This window comes from Blastopirellula marina (assembly GCF_002967715.1).
Taxonomy (GTDB): Bacteria; Planctomycetota; Planctomycetia; order Pirellulales; family Pirellulaceae; genus Bremerella; species Bremerella marina_B.
Genome location: NZ_PUIA01000026.1, coordinates 133,709 through 155,302, shown reverse-complemented (window position 1 = coordinate 155,302; position 21,594 = coordinate 133,709). Strand labels below are relative to the sequence as shown.

Sequence of the window (21,594 nt, the reverse complement as noted above, 5' to 3'; positions counted from 1 at the left end):
TTGGTTCAAGAACTAAAAAAAGCCGTTCCCGTGGGAACGGCTTTTTTCTGTTTGGCATAACAGGTCGTGAACGTTGTGGCTTACCAGACGAACTGGCCGCCGAAGTATGCTCCGTGAAGGATCACGTCGCTCGAAGCCTGCACGTTGTTGATGACGGCGAAGTCTTCAAAGTTCTGCGGGATTTGATCAGCTGCCAGGCCAACACCGCTGACGGCGAGAGCTCGGTAACCACCAGTGAATGTCAGGCAGTTGAAGACTTTGTAGTCGACACCCAGATCGAGTTCACCCAGGAAGGTAACACGACCACGCGAACTGCTCAGGTTGAATTCCTGGCCATTGTTCGGACTAAGGGCATTGTCGACAACAGCGTATCCGTTGGAACCATACAGTTCGGAATCTTGCGTAACAATGTTTCCATAGATACCAAGTTTAGTACCCAGGTGAACATTCCAGCAGCCGTGCGTCAGGTTGCCGATGAAACCGATCTGCGGACCAATCAGGTTATTCGAGACGTCAATATCGTAGTTGACTTCGTCGACCTGGCCGGTATAGCTGTAGTCGACGGTGTCTGCGGAGTAAGACAACGATTCAGAGAATCGGAAATAGCGTACACCGCCCAGGACGCCAACCGAGAAGCTGTTGCAACCCGAGTTGCAAGAGTACATGGTTGGATCTTGGAACAAGTTCAGTTCAATATTGTAGAAATCCGAAGTACGGCGAAGACGGTGATTCAAGGCGTTGTTGTAGTAGTCTTCAATATTCGCCAGACCACCACCGCTGTCGTACGAAAGACCCTGGAATGCGTCTTCCAGAACCGTATTCAAATTGCCGGTGACTTGGGTATTGTTGACTTGGAATTCGGTGGTGTCGCGGATTGCCCAAAACACACCTTCCCAGGCCCAGGTGCCACAACCGGTGTACTTGCCCAGGCGAACTTCGTAACCGCCTGCCCAGTCCATGCCGGCATCGTGCGTGCCCATTACCTGACGACCGTAATCAGCGTCGTCATAGCTCAACCAAACCTCTTTCTCGAGGTCGCGGTTCATGATCAGTGCGCCACCGTAAGCGAACCAACGGTTGCAAGGCATGCAGCAATCGGAGTACACATCGCCACCGTAGCAGTTGCCTGAATCACAATTGCCAGACGAAAGGAGCGACTGCTCCATGCCAGGCATCGTAGGTGGACCCAGGTCTTCTGGCTTGCCTTCGAGGGCATCCATGTAAGCCTTGTCTCCCTGGATAGGTTCGAGACTGGCTTCGGGTTTGTAACTTACATTCGCGGTTGGTTGCGACCACAACTTGGCGGGCGCACTCGGCTCGGCATAGTAGGTCGCCCCAGGGCGATATGCCGACGATTGATAGGCTTCGCCAGGAGATTGGGCGAACAATGCGCTAGCACTTAGCAATCCAGCTAAGGTACCAGGTACTAAAAGAAACGTCTTCATGACAAAATGCTCCACGACTTTGCTTTGGACCCGTCGAGGTGACGAACCTCAAAGCTGCCAAACGATGCGGAGTTACTGGCTTCCGTTCCACACTCTGGCTTCCTGCGTCGCGCGGCTACCGTGCCGCACGTGGTCACAACCGTGTGACCGTTAGCATTCATCGACAGCTGCTAGCGACCTTGATAGCAGGTTTTCTAAAGCAAAATGACTTTTCAGTAGATGGTCGTCGCAGAACCCTGCTAATCGCTAGCACTAGACCGCTAGCCATGTTCAGCCATGCATGGAAGCTGCTGAACTGCCCGTAGATATGGGAACAGAAAACTTGGATGTTAAGAAATACGCTTCGAAATAAGGTTTGTCAAAAAAAACGGGCTGAAAAAGATAGTTGGATTTCGCTGAGCCTGTCGGCATCTTTCCCCGCGTAAAACGCTATTGGGTAAATGGTTGTCGACGAGGTACTATTCGCCGGGTTGTTCTATTGCGTAAATGGAAGACACTGCGAGCACGCCCAGCCAATTCCAGGGGAACGGATGCGCCTGACATTGCGAACGTTGCTCGCTCATCAGCATGGATTGTTGAATGAGCAGCAAGCGGAACTCATCTCTCAGAAGATCGAACAAAGCCCGTTCGTGGCTCAGTTGCTGCGTCACTTGAAAGATCGGGCAGCACGGCGTGAAATCGTTCCACTGGCAATCGAGGCACGTGGAACGGTTTGCCTGGAAAAAGTAACGCGATATCTGGACTACACGCTGCCGTCTGACGAGGTGGTCAAGCTCGAGAACGAATGTTTCGCATCGGATCGCCTGCTCGCGGAAGTGGCTTCCTGTCATGAGATCATTTCCCAGTGGCTCTCGACACCAACCCCGACCGAGCCAGCCCTGCGTCAGCGTCTGTACGCAATCATTCCAGGGCCAATAGGATCAATTGCCGATACAGGTGATGAACTTGCGATCGAGCTCCCGGCATTGGCCTATCAATCAGCACCGCCAAGCAAGCCATTGGCCGAGAAAGCTGTTTCCACTCCACCCACGCCAGCGAAATCAGGTTGGATCGGTGGCGCATTTCAACTATCCTTCCTCGCCGCCAGCGTTTTGGCCTTGGTCACATTCGTCGCGATCAACCGCGACAAAGTTGAGTCGATCATTGCCCAGCATTGGCAAGCCAAATCACAAACCGATTCGGAGTTGCAAGACGTACGCCCACTTCCGTTGAGGCAACAGCCTCCGGAAACGCTGGTCTTCCAGGACGGCTCGGTGTCGCAAATTGAGTCAGCGCTATCCAAAGAAGAGGTGCCTGCCCTGCTGCCGGAAGTTGCCACGACGGCATTTCATGTGCCTGTTCCTGCTAATCAGGCCATCGCAAGCGTCACGCGATGGAACGTTGAAAGTGCCAAGGGAACGTTGGTTAAGGGATCTCTTGAGGAAACATGGCACGCAGGGAACTTTCAGCAACTCGATACCGGGCGTGTTGTCGTGGTCCCTGGTGGTCAACTTCGAGTGAATCTCGATGGTCTGCAACTCGAGGTGGGGCAACTCTCCGAGATTTACTGGAATGAAGACAGTAGCATTAGGCTCCGATATGGCTCCTGTGTTTTAAGTATGGAATTGGGCCAAGAGTTGACATTGAAAGTTGCTGACCAGCGGATAAAAGTTGCGGCATCGAACCATCCGGTTCGACTGGCAGTATCTACGAAAGCGGTTGCTTCCCGGGGACTCGACTTTGCCTCTACCACCGAGAATCAGGAAGTGCAGTTCCAAGGTATCTCTGGAGAAGCCGTATTAACGATTCCCGGTTGCCGAGGTCCTATTCCGCTGGGGGACGGACAGATGATCATCGCCAATATGAATTCTGGAGTTCGTGGCGGCGAAAAGAGCATCATGGATGAGTCTTCGGAGATGGCATTGCCTGACGCCATGCAACTCTCGAACGAACCGGTTCGCTGGCTGAAAGATTCGCTTTCCTCGGGCGGATCCAATCATCGTCTTGATGCCGCGATGGCACTGGCCCAGTTGGGACACGTCGATGCGTGGTCCAATGCCTGGTGCCAGCTTCATGACCGGCAAGTCTTAGAACAGCACTTTGCTGACGTTCAGCGTCTGGTGGCACAAGACTCATCTTTGGCAGGAGAACTAAAGAGCACACTCGCCGAGCAAAATCGCGAGTACGCTTCTCTGATTTATCGGTTGATCTGCGGTTTTTCCGACGACCAGCTTACGGACGAAACCCGTACGCAGCTGGAAACACTGCTACGGCATCCCGAGCCGGCTGTGCAAGCTTGGGCCCAGTTTCAGCTCTCTCAGCAGCAAATACGGTAGAATTTAAGGGAAAAGTCTGCCGATAGGCTACGCTGGTTGCACCGGCTCAGCCAGCGAAATGCCGACGTGGTTGACTTATTTTCAGCTGGCGGCAAGCCCACCGTTGTTCTGAGATTAGCGGCGAACTCTCTTTGATTGCGTCCTCCTATCGCCTTCTCGGGGGGATCGTAGGCAGCGAACGGATGGTCTGAGAATGCCAATTAGTACTCCTCCGTTTATGAAAAACGTTCAAAAATTGGTCAGAAACGGGTAGTGGCTCCATTTGTCAGCCAGTTCGCTTGCTTGTAAACTGAGAGGTTTCCGCTATAGCATCCATGATGAAACGGGGGCTACCTCTCCGTCGTCACGTCTGGTTAGCTAACCGATATGTCGAGCTTTAGCCCCACTTAGCCGGATCGTCCCGTCAGGAGATTTCATACGTGCAAGTCAATATTTCAACACGCCACGGTCATTTGAGTCCTGCTTCTCAAGAAACGATCACTGAGAAAGTTTCTAAGTTGAATCGATTGTTCGAGCGTATCACTGCGGTGGAAGTGACGATCGACCTCGAACATACCGATAAGCCTGACGTGGAATTGCGTGTCACGGCCGAGAAGACGGAAGACTTTGTGGCAACTGATAAAGCGGAAAGTCTGCTGGCAGCTTTGGACAGCACCATCCACAAGATGGAACAGCAGCTCCGTAAGCACAAAGAGAAGCTGAAGGCGCATCGTGGCAAGGGGCAGCCCGCCACCGACGCGGAAACGAACTTCGAGGGATAGAAACAGCGACCACACTGGCGAAACTACGCTGGACATTCGGCACCGAGTCTTTGCAGCGACTTGTTACCGGCCCGGTCCACCATGAAAAGGAACCTAGCTAATGAAGTTTGCCGATTTTATCAGTGTGAAGGCAATCAAGCCGGAATTAGAGTCGAAAGATAAAGAGGCCGTCATCCGCGAATTGGCGGCAAGCCTTGTGGCGTCTGGCGACATTATGGAAGACAGCGCCGAGAGCATCATCAAGGCCATTTTAAAGCGTGAAGAACTGGGCAGCACCGGCATCGGCCGTGGTATCGCCGTCCCTCACACCAAGCATCCCAGCGTCGAGAAACTGGTCGGAACCGTTGGTGTCAGCTCGGAAGGCGTTGACTTTAACAGCCTGGATGGTGAATCGGTTCACTTGTTCTTCCTGTTGGTTTCTCCTCCGGATCGTCCCGGAGACCATCTCCGAGCCCTGGAAAACATTTCGCGTCAGCTGCGCGATGATATGTTCTGTAAGTTCCTGAAGCAGTCGAAGTCTGTTGAAGACATCAAGACGCTGCTGGACGAAGCGGACAATAACCAGTTCGGCAGCTAAAAGTCGCATCATTCCTTGGCGGAGATGTCGAGTCGGCTCGAAGCGGGGCATCGGGCCGAATTCCTCGCGACTTTCCATCATACGGGGCAATGTTCGGATGGGCGATGAATCCATCATTCGAAAAGTAGTCGTACCTAATCGGCAAGGGCTTCATGCGCGCCCTGCGAACATGTTCGTCAAGGTTGCGCTGCAGTATCAGTCCCAGGTCGAGATCACTCGTGACGGCTTGAAGGTAAGCGGTAAAAGCATCCTCGATGTGATGACTTTAGCCGCTGAGCAAGGGACCGAGCTTACGATTATCGTTACCGGCCCTGACGCGGAAACCGCTGCCGATGCCCTGGTGGATGTTGTGAAACGCTTCATCGAAGAGGATGATGAAGAGAACGAAACCTGATTCGGTACGTCTTCTCAGGCGTTCTCATCTTAACTAAAGCGAGTCCATCTTGATGCGAGTTTTCCAAGGGATTGCGGTCTCACCCGGCGTGGCCATCGCGAAGGCCATGGTGGTCGACGACCAGCAACCGAGGGTGACTCGCCGCTTTATCTCGCGGGCAAATGTCGACGCGGAGCTCAAGCGTCTGGCAAGTGCGATGGACTTGGTTGCCGAACAAATCCAGGCCAGCCAAGATGAAGTCGCCACGGAACTGGGAGATCAGTATGGGGCGATCTTCTCCGCCCACTTGCAGATGGTTCGCGACGAAAAGTTGAACGAATCACTTATCGATTCGATTCGCTATCGTCATTACACGGCGGAATACGCAGTTTCGCAGTCGTTTGCTCGCTATATCCAATTCTTCGAACGCGTTCCGAACCCATTCTTGCGCGAACGGGCCGGGGACTTTCGCGATATTGAACAGCGTTTGCTCAACGTGCTGTTCGGAGCGGATGCCAAGCGAAAGCTGGCCGCTAAGCAGCCATCAATCGTGATTGCGCACGACCTGACCCCCAGCGAAATGGCCAACTTGGACCGGGTTAACATTCGGGGCATCGTCACCGAAGTGGGTGGGCCAGGTAGTCACTCTGCGATTGTGGCCGAGGCTTTGGAATTGCCGGCGGTGGTCGGTGTCGGGGCCCATCTTCGCGAGATTCAAACCGACACAACCTTGATCATCGACGGGCATCAAGGGCGAGTGATCGTCCAGCCTGACGAAGAGACGATCGCACGGTACGAGAAAGAAGTCGAGCAGCAGCGCCAGACCAAAATCAAGCTTCGTGGCCTGCGTGATCTCCCTGCGGTAACGACCGATGGTGAGACGATCACGCTGATGGCCAACATCGAGTTTCCGCACGAGGCCGATGCCTGTATCGAGCGTGGTGCCAGTGGTGTGGGGCTGTACCGGACCGAGTTCCTTTACCTGGGACAAGATAGCGAGCCTACCGAGGAAGACCACTATCAGGTTTACTCCAAGGTCATTCGCGACATGCAGGGAAGTCCTATCGTTATTCGTACTTTGGACTTAGGTGCGGATAAGATCTTTGGCGACGAACACCCGCCAGAGCAGAATCCATTTCTTGGTCTGCGAAGCATTCGGCTCTCGTTGCGAAACACCGACCAGTTTCGCCGCCAGCTCAGGGCGATCCTGCGGGCCAGCGTGCTGGGTAACGTGTCCGTGATGTTCCCTTTGGTGAGCACCCTGCATGAGCTTCGCCAGGCAAAGATGCTTCTATCGGACTTGATGGAAGATCTCGAAGAACAGTCGATTGCCTTCAATCGAGACCTCAAAGTCGGCATTATGGTTGAGGTCCCATCGAGCGTCGTCATGTTGGACAGATTCGCTCAGGAAATCGATTTCATTAGTATTGGAACCAATGATTTGGTTCAGTATACATTAGCGGTGGACCGCAATAACCCAGACGTGGCAACCCTTTACAATAGCTGTGATCCGGCCGTTCTGAGACTCATTCAGATGGCGGTCGATTCGGCTCATGAAGGGAATATCGGTGTCACCCTGTGCGGCCAAATGGGGGGGAATCCTGTTTACACCATGTTGCTAATTGGCATGGGTTTGCGTAGCTTGAGTGTTACGCCGAGCGCGATTCCTGAAATCAAACAAATATGCCGTACCGTCTCCGCTCAGAAATGTCGAGAGTTGGCGACTCGGGTACGAGACATGGACAACGCGTGGGAAATTAAACGATTGCTACGAGAGCACTTACGGCAATTGTTTCCCGATGATGCTTAAAGCCGTTGGGTGGAGATGCACTCGACTGCCCGAATGAGAAGGTTCTGTTAATCAGGGCCAGATAGACAAATCACAGAAGAATAATTTTCCGGTGAATCGTAATTCGCCGGATCCCTTGACACAGGTCCAAGGCAAGAACGCTTTTATCGAAACTAGGGCAACCGCGCCCGTCGCAGGGACTTTTAAAAAGCCTGTCACGGGAACGAGCCGATTCCAAGAGACCAGCGACAAGTATTTGACCCAAGCCAAGATGCTGAAAGTCAGTGAGAAGAGGACACGCCGAAATAGCCACTAACCGCCCGAGCCAACTATCGCCAACACAGGGCGAAGTAAGACAACAGCTCCCCAGCGAAGATGTGGAAAGTAAATCGTGCGAGATCCCTTTTCCTGCGGTCACTTTGCAATAGATCGCCGTTTCTGAATCGTTGCCTCAAAAGGAACACACTGTTGGACAACCCGACAAGCCGCGTGAAAACACTCCAGGTAGCTTTTAAGCCGCCGCAGTAGAAGATCCGGACCGGGCTCGACGTATGTCGTAAGATACCGTCGAGGCAACCTCAGTCGATACCATCCATTTCGAGAAAAAGCTTTCGCGGTCAGGGCCCCATGCACCAAAGCGAGCTTTTCATGAAAAAAGAGATGCTGATCAACGTATCGCAGCCGGAGGAATGCCGGATTGCGATCGTGGAAGATGGAATTCTGGAAGAGTTCTATCTGGAACGGACCAGCCAGGAAAATTTTGTCGGCAACATCTACAAGGGTGTCGTCGTCAATCTCGAGCCAAGTATCCAGGCAGCGTTTGTCGACTTTGGTGTCGGCAAGAATGGCTTTCTCCACATCAGCGACGTCGAGCCGCAGTACTTCCGCCAAGGCGGTTACGATCCGGCTGCTCAGTACGATCGCCCCGAAGATCTGGCCGCATCGCGATTCGGCAGTGACTTCGGAGACGACGATGACGCTGACGTTGACGACAGTGACGAGGATGCCCCATCAAGTGGCGGAACCAAAACTCAGCAGCGACGCGGTCGTCGGCAGCGTCCGGGCGCTCGCCCACGAGTCAAACCGCCGATCCAAGAGATCTTCAAGCGAGGTGACGAAGTCCTCGTACAGGTCATCAAGGAAGGGATCGGTAACAAGGGGCCAACCCTGTCGACCTATATCAGCATTCCAGGCCGCTACTTGGTGCTGATGCCGGCCCTTGGTCGGGTTGGTGTTTCTCGCAAGATCGAAGACGACCAGGTTCGTCGTCGTTTGCGTAGCACGCTTTTGGATCTCGATCCACCGAAGGGGCTGGGCTTTATCGTCCGCACTGCTGGGCAAGATCGAACGAAGAAAGACCTGTCGCGCGACATGGCTTACCTGCTTCGCCTGTGGCGATTGATTGTTCGCCGTATTAAGAAGTCGACCGGCCCGTGCGAGATCTACGAAGAAAGCGACATGATCATTCGCACCATTCGCGATATCTTCGCCGCGGATGTTGATGCGATCTATATCGATCGCAAAGAGCAATACGAAGCCGCGAAGGAGTTCCTACAGCTCGTTATGCCGCGGTTTGTCGACCGTTTGCAACGACACGATGCCAAGGAAGCTCTGTTCCGCAAATACAACCTGGACGAGGAAATCGCCAAGATTCACCAGCGCGAGGTTCCCCTGTCTCGTGGCGGTTCGATCGTCATCGATCAGACGGAAGCTTTGGTGGCCATCGACGTGAACAGCGGTAACTTCCGTTACGATGGCAGCTCGGAAGAAGCCGCTTACCAGCTGAACCTGCTGGCGGCCAAAGAAATCGCTCGCCAGCTTCGCCTACGCGACCTGGGTGGTGTGATCGTCAACGACTTTATCGACATGCGACGTGAAAAGCATCGGGCCAACGTCGAGCGAGCCCTGAAGGATGCCGTCAAGCGAGATCGAGCCCGGACAAAGATCCTGCGAACGAGCCCGTTTGGCTTGATCGAGATGACGCGTCAACGCGTTCGACCAAGCCTCAAGCGAAGCATCTTCCGCGATTGCCCATGCTGCAGCGGCCGCGGCGTCGTAAAGTCGTCTGAGAGCATGGCGATTGAGGTGACCCGCGTCCTGATTGCTGCCGCCCAGCAGCCCAAGGCCAGCCAGATCAATTGCCGGGTAAACGAGGAAGTGGCGGCTTACTTAAACAATAAGAAGCGCCGAGAGATAGCGGTCATCGAAGACGATAACCGGGTGGTTGTGCATATCATCGGCAGCGAATCGGTCTTCCCTGAGCATGTCGAAGTGGAATGCAAGGATGCGGAAGGTCGCCGAATTTACATGACCGACCCGCACGATGCCTCCCGGAATGGACGTCGGTAAGTCCATTTGCTGCAATAAGTTAAGGGTGAGGCATGGTTCGTTTGCCTCGCCTTGATATGACCGAGCGATAGCAGGCTTTACAAGCATTGAGGTCAACTTCCAAGAAATCGGCCTCCGCGCCCTCGACAGTTACCACTTCGCCCGGTAAATTGTGTGGTTTCCCCTGAAGTCATTCGCCCCGCTAGGGGCCGTTCAGAAATATAAAACTCGATTGGATTCAATCGGATGTACGCGATCATTCAAGAAGACGGTAAGCAAATTAAAGTCGAACAAGGCCAAGAGTTGCGGATCGATTTCCGCTTCGAGGCAAGCGCAGGCGATGCGTTGACGTTCGACAGCGTTCTGTTGGTGTCGGGCGAAGACGGTGTCAAAATCGGCAAGCCAACTGTTGATGGCGCTTCGGTCAAAGCGGAAGTGCTGGGCGTCGTACAAGGCGAAAAGCTGACCATTCAAAAGTTCCGCCGCCGTAAGAACAGCAAGCGTAAGACTGGCCATCGCCAGCTCTACACCAAAGTGAAGATCAACGAGATCGTTGCTTAAGTAACTACGCGAATTAGCATCAATAAGAAAGCCGCAGGTATGTTCCTTGCGGCTTTCTTTATGCGCTTTTTAGGTAGGTTCTGGTGATTCGAAAGACTTGATGCAGCTACAGTTAAGAATTTTCAGAAAAAGACTAGGCAAATCAAATCAATATCGATAAGTTGTTCCCCATGCGAGAGGGAACTTCCTCTGGGGCAGCAATCGAAAACATGATGGATTTAGTTTTTCGACAGGTCACCGGCAGACCGTGTCGCATTAGCCCACACGCAACCATGCGATATCCAGCAGGATGTTGAAACCAGTCAGGTAACTATTTGGGGATGGACTCGGCTTAGCAAATATCTATTGCTTGACTGCTACTTAGACAGTGCCCTGCAGTATTCACCCTACTGCAGGGTACTGTTTTTCTTGAAGGTGATACTGACCACTGGTTAGTTTGGCAGCGGTGGACTCCACCAGAACCAGAACGGTTGCCAGAACAGAAAGAAGCCAATACCAACGGCGAACAGGCTACTGCTCAGCACAGCCGCACTGCTAATATCCAATGCCAAGCGGATGTGCTCATTTGGTTGGTCATCAACCGCTTTGGCCAGGCACTCAAGGGCCGTGTTAAACAGTTCGGCGACGATGACCACACCAATCGTCAGTACTAAGACCGCCCAGCGGCCGTAATCAAATTGCAGCAGTGCTGCTCCTGAGAAGGCAAGGGCAGCCGCTGGTAGGTGAACGGCAAAGCTGCCTTCGTTGCGAATGGCCCATGCGAGTCCCGAGAAAGCCAGGCCGAACTTGCGAAGCCAGCCGCGAAGGGTCATTTCGTTCTTCATCGCGGATCTGATCCTCTGGCGAACGTATTACTCGAGCCCGTAGGCACCCAGTGGTGGCAGGGGCTCGCCGTTGATCTTGCTGTATTGTCCGGTCGCGAAGAACCGAGGTTCAAAGTTGATGCCGATGCCGACATTGTTACGGCTGTTGTCGACATTGAAGTTCAAGGTAAACAAGCTCGACTCGCCAATTCGCGTCAGGAAGATGTTCTGACCCAGGTTGGTATTATCTTTCAAGTCATAGGCAGTGCCCAAGCCGCCGAACCACTTTTCACTTAGGCGATACTGCAGCGAAGCAATGATCAACTGCGACTCGAATGGTTGGATCGTATTAGTGTAGCTGACGTATAGATTGCCAATCTGTGTACGGTTGATATAGCTGCCGACGGTAACGGTTTGCAGACCATCGTCAAACAGGTCCCAGAAGGCGTTGGAGAAAACGCTCAAGCGATTACCGACTTGCCAGTTGAATTGGTAGTTCAACAGGCCCACGGTCTCGCCAAAGTTGTCTCGATCGGCATCAGGGAAGACGGTGCCGCCGACATCAAACCGAATCCAGTCGATGATCTTCTCGTTTCCGGGGCCGCCGCGTTTGGTTTGCCAGGTTTGCCGCAACTGCAGATTGGCTGCTGAGACATCGTCGGCGATTTCACCCACCGGAGATGTCACCCAGCCCTGCTGGTTGGTGCGAAACGCGTAGTAGCGCGGATCGACGGCGTCAGGCACAGGCGTGCCAGCCGGTAGACCGTAAGTGTTGAACTTGAACCGACGCTGAAAGGCCTCCTGCGAGTCATCGTTGATATTGTTGTAGATTGCCATGCGAGAAAGGTCCTGGCTCGAATCGGCGTAGTAGAGATCGCCGTAGAGCGTGACCTTATGGGCGATGCCATTAATGTTCAGCAGTTGGCTTTGTGCGTCTCGATTGACACTCCAGGCCATGATGCTGCCACGAATACCCCCTTGGGCATATCCACGAAGCAGGTCGTTGCCGTTGATGTCTTGTCCTTGATAGGTGACGTCCCCTAACGCATACGGCGTTATTTTCGATCCGAACAATTCCATGGGCAGATCGATTTCTTGCCGCGTGCTGCCTACCAGGCCTTCCACATCCACTTCGTAGGCAAGTGGAGCATAGGTGGCTGCGTCGGCTGGGTCTTCTGGGGCGGTCGAAGGTCTGAGCCGGGCATAGCCGACCGAAGAGTGCGAGAAGTAAGTTAATCGATCGAATAGCAGCGGTTGTCCAAGCATGTAATGATCGAGCTTAGGCATCCACTCGGTCTGCATGAAGAAGTCGTTCACGCGCGACGAGCCATAGATATTAAAGCTCTGGTTGTCGACCAGCTTCTTCAACTCGAACGACGTGTCAAAGTCCTTCTGAGTGTCCCAGTCCTTCTCGTAGTAAGACTCAAGGAAATTGCGGTCGGAAATCAGTCCGAGTTCGCCGGTGAATTGCCAGTCGAAAAAGGTCATCTGGCGGTGACGTCCCCAGACACGGCCGCGAAGGTCCGTCTCGGGCGTGAGGTCGCGCCGATCGGCCCCAAGGTTGTCGGTGCCGGTATCGTAGATGCCCCAGGCATCCAGGAAACCGGTTGCGGGATTATTGAAGAATGGGAAATAGGTCTGATCGAAGTTGAAACGAGTGCCGACACCCACCCCTCGTTCCGATAGATAGTCGAGGTCGGTGACCCACTCGGTACCTTCCCAGGGTTCGTCGATACCGAAGATTTCGTAGTTGTCGAATTCGGAGCGGACCTGGAACCCGAAGACGCTATCGTTCTTGAAGCTGATTTTATTCAGATAGAAAACGGGATCATTGATGTCGGCGGAAAGCACCGGCCAGTAAAAGACTGGGTATTCACCGAAATACAGGGTGTTGTTGCGCGACGTGGCGAGGCGTTTGTGGTTGATCTTCGGTTGCCCCGTTAGGGGATCGATCTGGGCCTCGCCGGTAATGGGATTCATGACGGTCGACTGTTGGTCGGTGTACTCGATTAGATTCGACTGAAACCAATAGCGAGGTACACCCATGCGGCTGGTCGTTATGGCCGCACCAAACGCCTGGTATCGCTCGCGATTCACGCGTTGCAGGACATCGGCCTTTAAGCGAACCAGACCCTGGTATTCCGGAACTGGCGTCAACAGTTCGGCGTTCAAGATCGTGCCGTATTCTTCGGCGACGTTGTAATACATACGCTCGGCATAGACGACCTGCTCGCCCTGGCGGAAGACAACGTTTCCTTCCAGATACAGTTCATAAGCACCGTCCCCTGTGACCCCCTCGGGGCCGGTCAGCCCTTCGATGCCATTTTTCGACCAGACAATGGCTCGGTCGGCAAGAAGGCTAACGGTATCCAGTTCGCCGAGTCCCTCGACGATCAAGTTCATGCCGGCGTCGAACTTGGCGATCGTTTCGCCTGTGTTGGGATCGGTATCGACTTCGAGCTGGTAGCCGTTCGAGTATCGCTGCAGGAGACGAACGCGAATTTGCGGCTGGGCAATCGAAATCGCAGGCGGCATCGGCTGACCAGCTTCGAATTGAATTTGCTGGATCGGTGCCTGGATAGGTTCTTTGGGGGCGAAACCTTCGTCCAAGGGCTGTGCGTTACGGCCTCGATGGTAGATAGCTGGAGCAACCGCTGGAGGAGCCTTGGTCGGATCGACAGGCAGTTGAATGCGTGAGGTCGTATAAAGTTGGCCTAGCCAAGAGGCGTCTTGCAGTTGAACCTGGCCGGTATCGGCATCGCGGTAGGAAACGTTGACTTGGTTCTCGAGGTAAACGGTGACTTTGTGCGGGACCAGACGAAATGGTTGCGCGTACTCGATCCACAGGACAGCGTCTTTTCCCTTTAGCACCGTTTTGTCTTGGACAATCTCACAATCGCCGCGAAGGATCCAAACCTCTTGTTCGCCATCTTGCCAATGCCGTGCGTCGTTGGCTCGGACGTAGATCGGGCGTGTCGCGTCGGATTGAGGGAGGTGAATTTCGGCGCTGGAAGTTGCCGATAAGAGCCCAAGCACAATCCACGCAGCGCACATCTTCAGCGCACGCGTGAAGCACGCAAAACCGCACCAGGTACTAGACTGGCGCGTCTTCGGACTTGTCCTGTGAGGGGGAAACAGGGTCCTGGCTTCCTTGCCGGTTGACTCTGACTTGTAGGTAATTCTCAGGCCGCGTGCGAGGTAATCCTTCGCAACCCGAGGGTTTAAAGCGGGGCGGATTATAGGGATGCGTCCAGACCAGAGCAAGCCAGCTTCGGCCTGATTACCGCTTAGCCAGCCGATTCCAGATCAACTCGATTCCTGCGCAAGCTAGCACGGCTAGAATCGGAACCAGTGGCGAACGCATTCGCATGTTGCTCCAAAAGAAGAGATGCACCAGCGTAAAGCTTGCTAGCAGCATCAATGCCGCAATCCAGCCAGGCTTCGAGAGGTCCTTGCCCAGGGCAATAAGTCCAGAGATTACCAGGGCAAGCTGTACCAGGTACCACACGCCGATTGTGTAACGGACGAGCGTTTGCTTACCAGTTTCATCTTCAGAAAGGGCATTGGGTAACAATCGCCAAAACATAGTGAAACGAACCAACGCGCTATAAGCGGCCATGTCCGGGCTCTGTTTCATCGTGTCGATCGCTTCCCGGTACGCGGCTCTGTCGCGAGCTAGCTCGCTAGCGGAAGTCCCCAGATTGGGGTTGCGACGGGCAAATCGCTGATGGAACTCGGTGTTGTCCCAAACCGGCGAGCTGCCACTTCTTAGGTATTCGTAATACGACTCGTTATTTCCCCAAAGCAGCGTGTGTCCGCCGTGGGTGGTCCCCAGTACGGGAGCTTCAAACACAAGTAGATTACGAACGACCCAGGGTGCCAGTAGGAACATAAGCGTTAAGCCGTAGGCCAGCACCGATGACAGTCGGAGTTTCCAACCGCGACAGCAAAACCAAATCGCGATGGGCAGCAGTGCCGCCCAGACTAGAAATGTAGGGCGACAAAATATGGCAAGTCCGACCGCTCCGGCGATATTCACGGCGCTAATGGTGGCATCGCGGCTACCTCGTTGGGAGTCGTTGGAGAGGTTCTTCGCGGTCAGCGACGAAACAGCAACCAACGCCAAAATTGCCAGGCAGGCTGCCAGCGTCTCGGTCATCACAAGGGTCGATTGATTCAGCAGGATGGGGTCGATGGCCACCAGCAGGCCGGCCATGCTTCGCCATTTCTCCAGGCCCATCTGAATAGCCCAAAAGAAGGTGAGGCCCACCGTAACAACACCCAAGACAACGTGCAGCAGCAATACTTCACTGGGCAAAATATGGCGAGAAATGCTAGTGATCGCCAGAAGTAGCGGATAAAGGGGAGGCCGAAATGCGGTTGGTTCGGCAGGGTCGTCCAGTGTGAAAGAGTGAATGCGCACGATATTGTCGGCCAGCCGTCGATAGCTGTCGGGATCCTGAGAAAAATTCTCGTACTGCAGATACCCGATACCGCCCCGGATCAGCAACGCTACGACCAGGATGGCGTACCATTGCCAATCAAACCAGACGCTTTCGCGACGAGGCGAAGTAGGAGAGGCATCGCTCGTAGAATCCATCTCGGTGACCGATCATTAGAAGCCGACTCGTACGATCAGGGGGACTTCGTAGAATATACCAGACGCGGCACCCGGATGACGATGAGGGCCCCCAACTAGGAATCGTAGTGAAGAAACTATTCGAAAGATGGATCGCCCTACGCTGGCTGCTCTTGGCTATCGGAATTGCCCTGACGATCGGGGCCGTCTATCTCGGGCAAGGGCTTTCGTTTGATCGTTCTATCGAGAACATGTTTGCCGCGGAAGATCCCCTCATTCAAGCGCACGAGCGATTCAATCGAATCTTCGGCGGCAACGAGGTCATTCTTGGCGTCTACCAGGACGACCATTTGTTTGCCGAGGACGGCAGCGGCCTGAATCGCGTGCGCGAGGTGCGTAAAAAGATCGAACAACTGGACGGCGTGAAAGAAGTCCTAACCCTCGATCGCGATCTGACACGAGGGTTCGTGCTCGATCCTGCGTCCGACGCGGGCATTAAGCTGAAGGAACTCTTCGCAGGCTATACACACAACGAACAAGGCAACATCGTTGCTTTGCCAATTCAACTGACCCCGAAAAGTGAATCGACCAACAGTCGCATCGAACTGATCAGTAAGATTCGGGCGATTTTTGATCAGCTTCCTGGAGGAATGATTACCGGCGAGCCAGTTATGGTTGTCGATGGTTTCAAGTACGTCGAGGAGGATGGGGATCGACTGGGATGGGCAACATCCCTGCTGCTAGCGGCTGTAATCCTGCTTGTATTTCGCAACCTCCGCTGGATGGTAATCGCGATCGTCGTCGTTCAGGTAACGCTGCAATGGACCCATGCAGCATTGGCCATCAGTGGTTTGCAACTGAGCATGGTGAGTTCAATGCTCACGGCAATTGTGACTGTTATTGGCGTCGCTACGGTCGTCCACTATATCCTGCGGTTCCGTCAGTATCGCGACGAAGGGCAAGACCCGAAGGATGCCTTGGCGTCTGCGTCTTCGTACTTATTGGTTCCCGTATTTTGGGCATGTGCGACCGACGCGGTTGGATTCTCAGCACTGCTGATTACCAGCGTTGGACCAGTGCATGATTTTGGCATCATGATGGCCGTAGGAGCCATGCTCGTATTGCCAGCCGTTTTGGTGTTTTTGCCAGGGCTTGTCCTGGCTGGCAGTCCTTGGATGGTTGATCCGGCTAGTCCCTGGGGAGATGCGAAGCTGAGTTCCGGCTTGTCACGAACGATCAACTCGATCGTGAATCAGCATGTGATCCTCACCTGTGTGATTTTATTTGCATTTGCTGTTTCGCTGCGAGGAGCTGCTTGGCTGCAAGTCGAAAGTGATTTCACGAAGAACTTCCGTGATACCACGCCAATCGTCCAGGCGTATGCGTTTGTCGAGGATGAACTGGGTGGTGCCGGTGTGTGGGATGTCGCTATTCCGGCTCCAGAGCACCTGACCTGGGAGTACATCCAGGAAGTCCAGGACCTAGAAGATCGCCTTCGAACGGAAGTTCCAGAACTATCGAAGGTGTTAAGTCTGGCCGATGTGGTCTCGGCGATGATGGAAGCTGCCGAGAAGAAGAGTTTCATCCGACTTCCAAAATTCGCTCTGATGCGAGTCGGTATGAAATCGCTGCATGCCCAGTTGCCGGAGACGCTCAATTCGCTCTACGCCCAGGACCCCGAAAACCCAGACGAGTATTGGTTCCGAATCATGCTACTCTCGAAGGAACGGCAAGACGCTCAGACCAAACAAGAGACGATTGAGGCCGTGCGACGTGTTGTGGCGGAATACTACGCAGAAAAGCAAACCGCAGCCGAGACGGTGGATAAGGAGCAAGAGAATGCCGTCCACAACGGCGAGCCGATTGTCAGCGGTTTTTTTGTGCTACTGACCCATCTCATTGACAGCCTGATCCGCGACCAGTGGCAATCGTTCGCGTTGGCGATCGTGGGTATCGGAATAACAATGACGCTCGCGTTTCGTAGCGTGAAGATGGCTTTGCTGGCCCTGATTCCCAACGTGCTCCCCATTTTGATGGTAACCGGGGTCTTCGGTTTACTCGGCTACCGAATCAATATGGGAGCAGCCATGATCGCGGCGGTTTCGATGGGACTAGGGGTCGATGCATCGATTCATTACATCTATGGTTTCCAGCGTAGCATTGCCAGTGGGATGACCCCCAGTCAGGCGCTGGTCGAGGTGCAGCAAAGCGTAGGGAAAGCGGTTATTTTCGCCACGTTTGCGCTTATCGCTGGTTTCAGCGTACTGTGCGTAAGTGATTTTGTGCCTACCATTTACTTCGGCGTGCTGGTAGGGCTGACCATGCTGGGGGGGCTTGTCGGAAACCTGGTTATCTTGCCCCTATCGATCAAGCTCCTGGTGATCGGACGGACCGAATCATAGGTTTGATTTGCCAACAATCGGTTTCATCTAGTCGATTCGCCGGGGCTTGCTTGCCAATGTGGCGGACTCTCTGGTAGAATACGCGGTTTCCACCTGAATTCATTTCCCCGTCTGGGGATTTTTGACTTAGTTTAATAGCGGATACGTAACGGAGAGTTTCGTGGGAACGAAGAAAACTGGTAAGGGTCGACGGAAGATTGGACGCAAGAAGCGACGTATGCGTGCAAAGATCCGTCATCGCAAGAAGTAATTGCGGTGAGCCGTCCTAGGACGTGTCTCCCCTACAACTGCCCACCCCGTCAATTCCGCCGTTGCCTAAGTTAATCGGGCAGCGGCATTTCTTTCTGCGCGCCCAAGCGAATTGAAGGCTTGTGCGTGCATTGGGTGGTTTGAACCATCTTCTCTAGCGTCAATCTTTCAGCCCTGTCGTGGCAATTCCTTTCAGGAACGTCTTCTGGGCGAAGAAGAAGAGAACCGCGATTGGCAGTGTGAATAGTGTTGCCGCTGCCAACAGCAGGTGGGTCTGGTCGGCGTAGCTGCTGACAAACTGCTCGAGACCGTATGCCAGCGGGAACTTGTCTTTGTTGCTTAAGAACAAGAGCGGACCACTGAAGTCGTTCCAGGCGGCCACAAATTGAAACAGGCCAACGGTCGCCAGGGCAGGCACCGACATGGGCAGGATAATCCGCCAATAGATGCCCCATTCCGAGAGCCCGTCGATCCGAGCAGCCTCGCTGATCTCTTCCGGAATCGTGCGAAAGAACTGCCGCAGCAGGAAAATGGAGAATGCATCTCCCAGAAATGTCGGCACGATCAACGCCCCGAGAGTGTTGTAGAGACCGATTTCTCGGAGGAGTAAAAAGCGAGGGATCATCGTGACGTGCCAGGGTAACAGCATTGTTCCAATCAGCACGGCAAATAGCTTATCGCGTCCCCACCACTTCAGCTTGGCAAACGCGTAGGCCGCCATCGAACACGAAAGGAGCGTTCCGGCGACGGATCCCAGGCAAAGCACCAGCGTGTTGGAAAGGTACTGCCAGAAAGGCATCGCCCCGATCGCCGCCACGTAGTTTTCCCATTGCCACGACTGCGGAATCAATTGGTTGGGGTTTGCCTGAATCTCGGTGGGAGACTTGAGCGACCCCGAGAGCATCACCAGCAGCGGCAGACTGTAAATCGCCGCGAAGAAGATCAGTAGCACGTAGATCGTCGACTTCTGCAGCCAGGTCATTGCTCGTTCCTCGCGCGATCTATGTGCGATTGGATCCTGGTCTCTGCCTCTTTCAGCATTTGGGGAAGATCAGGCTCGGTCGAACTCGACATCGCGGATTCGGCCAAATTTTTGATCTCGTTGTTGAAGTACGGAGCCCCAGGGATGACAGGAACCGGATATTGATTCTCGCTGCCGGCGAGTTCGATGAACGTGCGGAAGAGGGGTTCCTCGGCCAGAAACTCCTGGAACGATGGCTCATCCACCACGTGCTGAGAAACGGGAATCCAGCCGCCGGCCACGCAAGTGTGGGCTGCGGATGCCTCTTGTCCATCGAAGCCACACCAGAACTTGATGAACTCCCAGGCCCCACGTGAAGCGTTCGCTCCTTGTGGGATCACAAAGTTGTTACCGTTCACCCAGCCGGCGTTTGGCTTGCCACCAGGTGGCATCGGTAATGGAATTGCATCGAACTGAGCGACTTCTTCTCGCCTGTCTGCCTGCGACTTCTGAAACGCGCGGATATCGCGGACGCGCCACTGCCCATCCATGACGATTGCATATCGCTCGGCGAACAGCGGGAAAGTTTTTCCTGGAAGCGATTGGTCACCATGTCGAAAGCGCGCAATCTCGGAAGGGCCGTAGCGGTCACGGTAGCTGACCATCCACTTCAGCGCGGCCTCGATCTCGGGAGTCGTTAACGTGACGTGGTCATCGCTAGAATCGTAGAATTGACCGCCAAAGACGGGGCCCCAAGCCCAAATGCGTCGCGAGTCCGGCAGGTAGCCATGATGCTGGAAGGCAGCAGGCTGTCCAGGCGGAGCAATCGTTTCAGCGATATGGTCCAGGTCCGCGATCGTCTTCGGTGGAGAAAGTCCGTAGCGGGCGAGCATTGTTTTATTGACATACAGCGCTCGGATATCGAGGCCATTAGGTACGCCGTACAGGCGATCTTGATAGGTAACTAGCCGGCGCGCGGCCGGGAAAAGCCACGCCTCAAGTCGCTCGACTTCATCTGGCGTGGCCACTTCATCTAGTGCCAGGATTGCCCCGCGATGTCCCCAGTCGGCGATCACGGGGTCGTCTATGTTCAGCAGGTCAGGCGGATCGCCACCGGTGACGCTTAGGAAGAACTTCAGGTCGAGGTTATTTCCGGGCATAGCGATAGGACGCACAAAGTAGTCGTTCTGCGACTCGTTGAATCGTCTGGCGACATCTTCGACAATCGCCCGGTCGGCCCCGCCCCAGAAGTGCCAGAAGACGACCTCTTCACGCTCGTCAGGTACCTGGGTATCGCTCGCGGTCAGAAGTTGCTGAGAAACTAAAAGGCCAATCGCAAGTACGAAAAGTGAAGCGATGACAAGCATCCCGCGAATCGACGAGTAGGTATTCATCAGCGTACCCCCTCGTAGACCCAGCGCCGCGATGTTGTAAACAAGAACCAGGTTGCAATCCCCAGCAAGACAAACAGCAGCCACGCCACTGCCGAAGCGTAACCCATGTTCAAGTGCTGAAACGCACTGAGAAACAGGTGCAAACTAATGACGAGGGTCGAGTCAGCCGGAGCACCGCGTCCCTCGCTAACGATATAAATCTGCGTGAAAGCTTGCACCGATTGAATCAGGCCCATCACGAGATTGAAGAAAATGATAGGCGTTAATAACGGCAGAGTAATATTGATGAATCGACGGATGGGGCCAGCTCCATCGATCCGAGCTGCCTCGTAAAGCGATTTCGGAATGTCACCAATTGCCGCCAGGTAGATTACCATGAAATTGCCCATACCCCACAAGCTCATCAGAATGAGGGCATCCTTCGAGCCGATTGGCGCAGAGTTATTGGCCCACGCCGCTTCCGTAAAGGAATCAGGCGAAACTAGCTCGGCCGGCGAGGCGAACCATTGCGGTTGCCAAAGTCCAAGCGAGCCCAGGACCGAGTTCACCAGCCCATCGGCCGGATTCAGCAGCCACATCCACAAGATACTGGCAGCGACTACCGGAATAACCGATGGCAGATAAAACAGCGTGCGAAAGATCGATTGCCCACGGATATCGCACGAAAGAAGCGTCGCCAAGCCTACCCCCAAAACGATGGACAGTGGCACCGAGATCAGGGCGTAGTAACTGGTATTCCACAATGCATGTGCAATACCGGTGCCGGTAGCGAATTCACTAGCCAACTGCTCGTAATTATCGAGCCCTGCGAATCGTGGAGGATTGATTAAGTCGTACTGGCAAAAGCTCCAATACAGCGAAACGACAAAGGGATAGATGAACAATGCTAAGAGTCCCAACAACCAGGGACCTGCAAAGCCGGCTGCGGTAAACCATGAACGCCATCGGCGACGCGATTCTCGCGATGCCGTTTCGGCGCTACCGGAGGTGTCCGCTTGATGTCGCAAAACTTAATTCGTGCCGTTTTTCAGAGGGGAATGAATTTCTGGATTCCCTG

General features: G+C 54.1%; 15 protein-coding genes. 8 read left to right on the top strand and 7 right to left on the bottom strand.

Going from position 1 to position 21,594, the window contains the following annotated elements; translation table 11 throughout:
* Positions 1–80 precede the first annotated feature (80 nt).
* A complete protein-coding gene (locus C5Y96_RS08870) occupies positions 81–1,445 on the bottom strand; it encodes a BBP7 family outer membrane beta-barrel protein (protein WP_105352178.1) in 1,365 nt (454 codons plus the stop codon).
* 530 nt (positions 1,446–1,975) lie between these two features.
* Between C5Y96_RS08870 and C5Y96_RS08865 the strand changes: the two genes are divergently transcribed.
* From C5Y96_RS08865 to rplU, 7 genes are all read left to right on the top strand, one after another.
* Positions 1,976–3,760, top strand: coding sequence for a hypothetical protein (locus C5Y96_RS08865; RefSeq protein WP_105352176.1), 1,785 nt, complete (start codon positions 1,976–1,978; stop codon positions 3,758–3,760).
* Positions 3,761–4,179: 419 nt separating this feature from the next.
* Positions 4,180–4,521, top strand: coding sequence for a ribosome hibernation-promoting factor, HPF/YfiA family (hpf, locus tag C5Y96_RS08860; RefSeq protein WP_233198888.1), 342 nt, complete (start codon positions 4,180–4,182; stop codon positions 4,519–4,521).
* A 100-nt stretch (positions 4,522–4,621) separates the two neighbouring features.
* Positions 4,622–5,098 (top strand): PTS sugar transporter subunit IIA, encoded by a 477-nt coding sequence (locus C5Y96_RS08855; RefSeq protein WP_105352174.1) that lies wholly within the window; start codon positions 4,622–4,624, stop codon positions 5,096–5,098.
* 97 nt (positions 5,099–5,195) lie between these two features.
* Complete coding sequence (locus tag C5Y96_RS08850; RefSeq protein WP_105352172.1) at positions 5,196–5,492, top strand: HPr family phosphocarrier protein; 297 nt, start codon at positions 5,196–5,198, stop codon at positions 5,490–5,492.
* A gap of 52 nt (positions 5,493–5,544) precedes the next feature.
* On the top strand, positions 5,545–7,281 hold the full coding sequence (gene ptsP / locus C5Y96_RS08845) for a phosphoenolpyruvate--protein phosphotransferase (RefSeq protein ID WP_105352169.1): 1,737 nt from the start codon (positions 5,545–5,547) through the stop codon (positions 7,279–7,281).
* Between the two features lie 627 nt (positions 7,282–7,908).
* Entirely contained in the window at positions 7,909–9,609 is a 1,701-nt protein-coding gene (locus tag C5Y96_RS08840) for a ribonuclease E/G (RefSeq protein WP_105352383.1), read from the top strand.
* 225 nt (positions 9,610–9,834) lie between these two features.
* Complete coding sequence (rplU, locus tag C5Y96_RS08835) at positions 9,835–10,149, top strand: 50S ribosomal protein L21 (RefSeq protein WP_105352167.1); 315 nt, start codon at positions 9,835–9,837, stop codon at positions 10,147–10,149.
* A 431-nt stretch (positions 10,150–10,580) separates the two neighbouring features.
* Here rplU and C5Y96_RS08830 read toward each other — a convergent pair whose 3' ends face one another.
* The 3 genes from C5Y96_RS08830 to C5Y96_RS08820 all read right to left on the bottom strand — a co-directional run bounded on the left by C5Y96_RS08830 (position 10,581) and on the right by C5Y96_RS08820 (position 15,552).
* Entirely contained in the window at positions 10,581–10,973 is a 393-nt protein-coding gene (locus C5Y96_RS08830; RefSeq protein WP_105352165.1) for a diacylglycerol kinase, read from the bottom strand.
* A 27-nt stretch (positions 10,974–11,000) separates the two neighbouring features.
* Complete coding sequence (locus C5Y96_RS08825; RefSeq protein ID WP_105352162.1) at positions 11,001–14,006, bottom strand: hypothetical protein; 3,006 nt, start codon at positions 14,004–14,006, stop codon at positions 11,001–11,003.
* Positions 14,007–14,232: 226 nt separating this feature from the next.
* Positions 14,233–15,552: a hypothetical protein gene (locus C5Y96_RS08820; RefSeq protein WP_105352159.1), complete on the bottom strand. Its 1,320-nt coding sequence runs from the start codon at positions 15,550–15,552 to the stop codon at positions 14,233–14,235.
* Positions 15,553–15,659: 107 nt separating this feature from the next.
* Here C5Y96_RS08820 and C5Y96_RS08815 point away from each other — a divergent pair, with 107 nt between their 5' ends.
* A complete protein-coding gene (locus C5Y96_RS08815) occupies positions 15,660–17,933 on the top strand; it encodes an efflux RND transporter permease subunit (protein WP_105352157.1) in 2,274 nt (757 codons plus the stop codon).
* Between the two features lie 409 nt (positions 17,934–18,342).
* Here C5Y96_RS08815 and C5Y96_RS08810 read toward each other — a convergent pair whose 3' ends face one another.
* From C5Y96_RS08810 to C5Y96_RS08800, 3 genes are read right to left on the bottom strand one after another with little or no spacing between them, the layout of a single operon-like run.
* Positions 18,343–19,164, bottom strand: coding sequence for a carbohydrate ABC transporter permease (locus tag C5Y96_RS08810; RefSeq protein WP_105352155.1), 822 nt, complete (start codon positions 19,162–19,164; stop codon positions 18,343–18,345).
* Positions 19,161–20,537: an extracellular solute-binding protein gene (locus tag C5Y96_RS08805; RefSeq protein WP_105352152.1), complete on the bottom strand. Its 1,377-nt coding sequence runs from the start codon at positions 20,535–20,537 to the stop codon at positions 19,161–19,163. The genes C5Y96_RS08810 and C5Y96_RS08805 overlap by 4 nt, the downstream gene beginning before the upstream one ends.
* Positions 20,537–21,544: a carbohydrate ABC transporter permease gene (locus tag C5Y96_RS08800; RefSeq protein ID WP_105352150.1), complete on the bottom strand. Its 1,008-nt coding sequence runs from the start codon at positions 21,542–21,544 to the stop codon at positions 20,537–20,539. Before C5Y96_RS08800 ends, C5Y96_RS08805 begins: the two co-directional genes overlap by 1 nt.
* Positions 21,545–21,594 lie beyond the last annotated feature (50 nt).

Coding starts and splice junctions, on each gene's coding strand:
- C5Y96_RS08870 (WP_105352178.1), bottom strand. CDS start 1,445: ATGAAGACGTTTCTTTTAGTACCTGGTACCTTAGCTGGATTGCTAAGT.
- C5Y96_RS08865 (WP_105352176.1), top strand. CDS start 1,976: ATGCGCCTGACATTGCGAACGTTGCTCGCTCATCAGCATGGATTGTTG.
- C5Y96_RS08855 (WP_105352174.1), top strand. CDS start 4,622: ATGAAGTTTGCCGATTTTATCAGTGTGAAGGCAATCAAGCCGGAATTA.
- C5Y96_RS08850 (WP_105352172.1), top strand. CDS start 5,196: ATGGGCGATGAATCCATCATTCGAAAAGTAGTCGTACCTAATCGGCAA.
- ptsP (WP_105352169.1), top strand. CDS start 5,545: ATGCGAGTTTTCCAAGGGATTGCGGTCTCACCCGGCGTGGCCATCGCG.
- C5Y96_RS08840 (WP_105352383.1), top strand. CDS start 7,909: ATGAAAAAAGAGATGCTGATCAACGTATCGCAGCCGGAGGAATGCCGG.
- rplU (WP_105352167.1), top strand. CDS start 9,835: ATGTACGCGATCATTCAAGAAGACGGTAAGCAAATTAAAGTCGAACAA.
- C5Y96_RS08830 (WP_105352165.1), bottom strand. CDS start 10,973: ATGAAGAACGAAATGACCCTTCGCGGCTGGCTTCGCAAGTTCGGCCTG.
- C5Y96_RS08825 (WP_105352162.1), bottom strand. CDS start 14,006: ATGTGCGCTGCGTGGATTGTGCTTGGGCTCTTATCGGCAACTTCCAGC.
- C5Y96_RS08820 (WP_105352159.1), bottom strand. CDS start 15,552: ATGGATTCTACGAGCGATGCCTCTCCTACTTCGCCTCGTCGCGAAAGC.
- C5Y96_RS08810 (WP_105352155.1), bottom strand. CDS start 19,164: ATGACCTGGCTGCAGAAGTCGACGATCTACGTGCTACTGATCTTCTTC.
- C5Y96_RS08805 (WP_105352152.1), bottom strand. CDS start 20,537: ATGAATACCTACTCGTCGATTCGCGGGATGCTTGTCATCGCTTCACTT.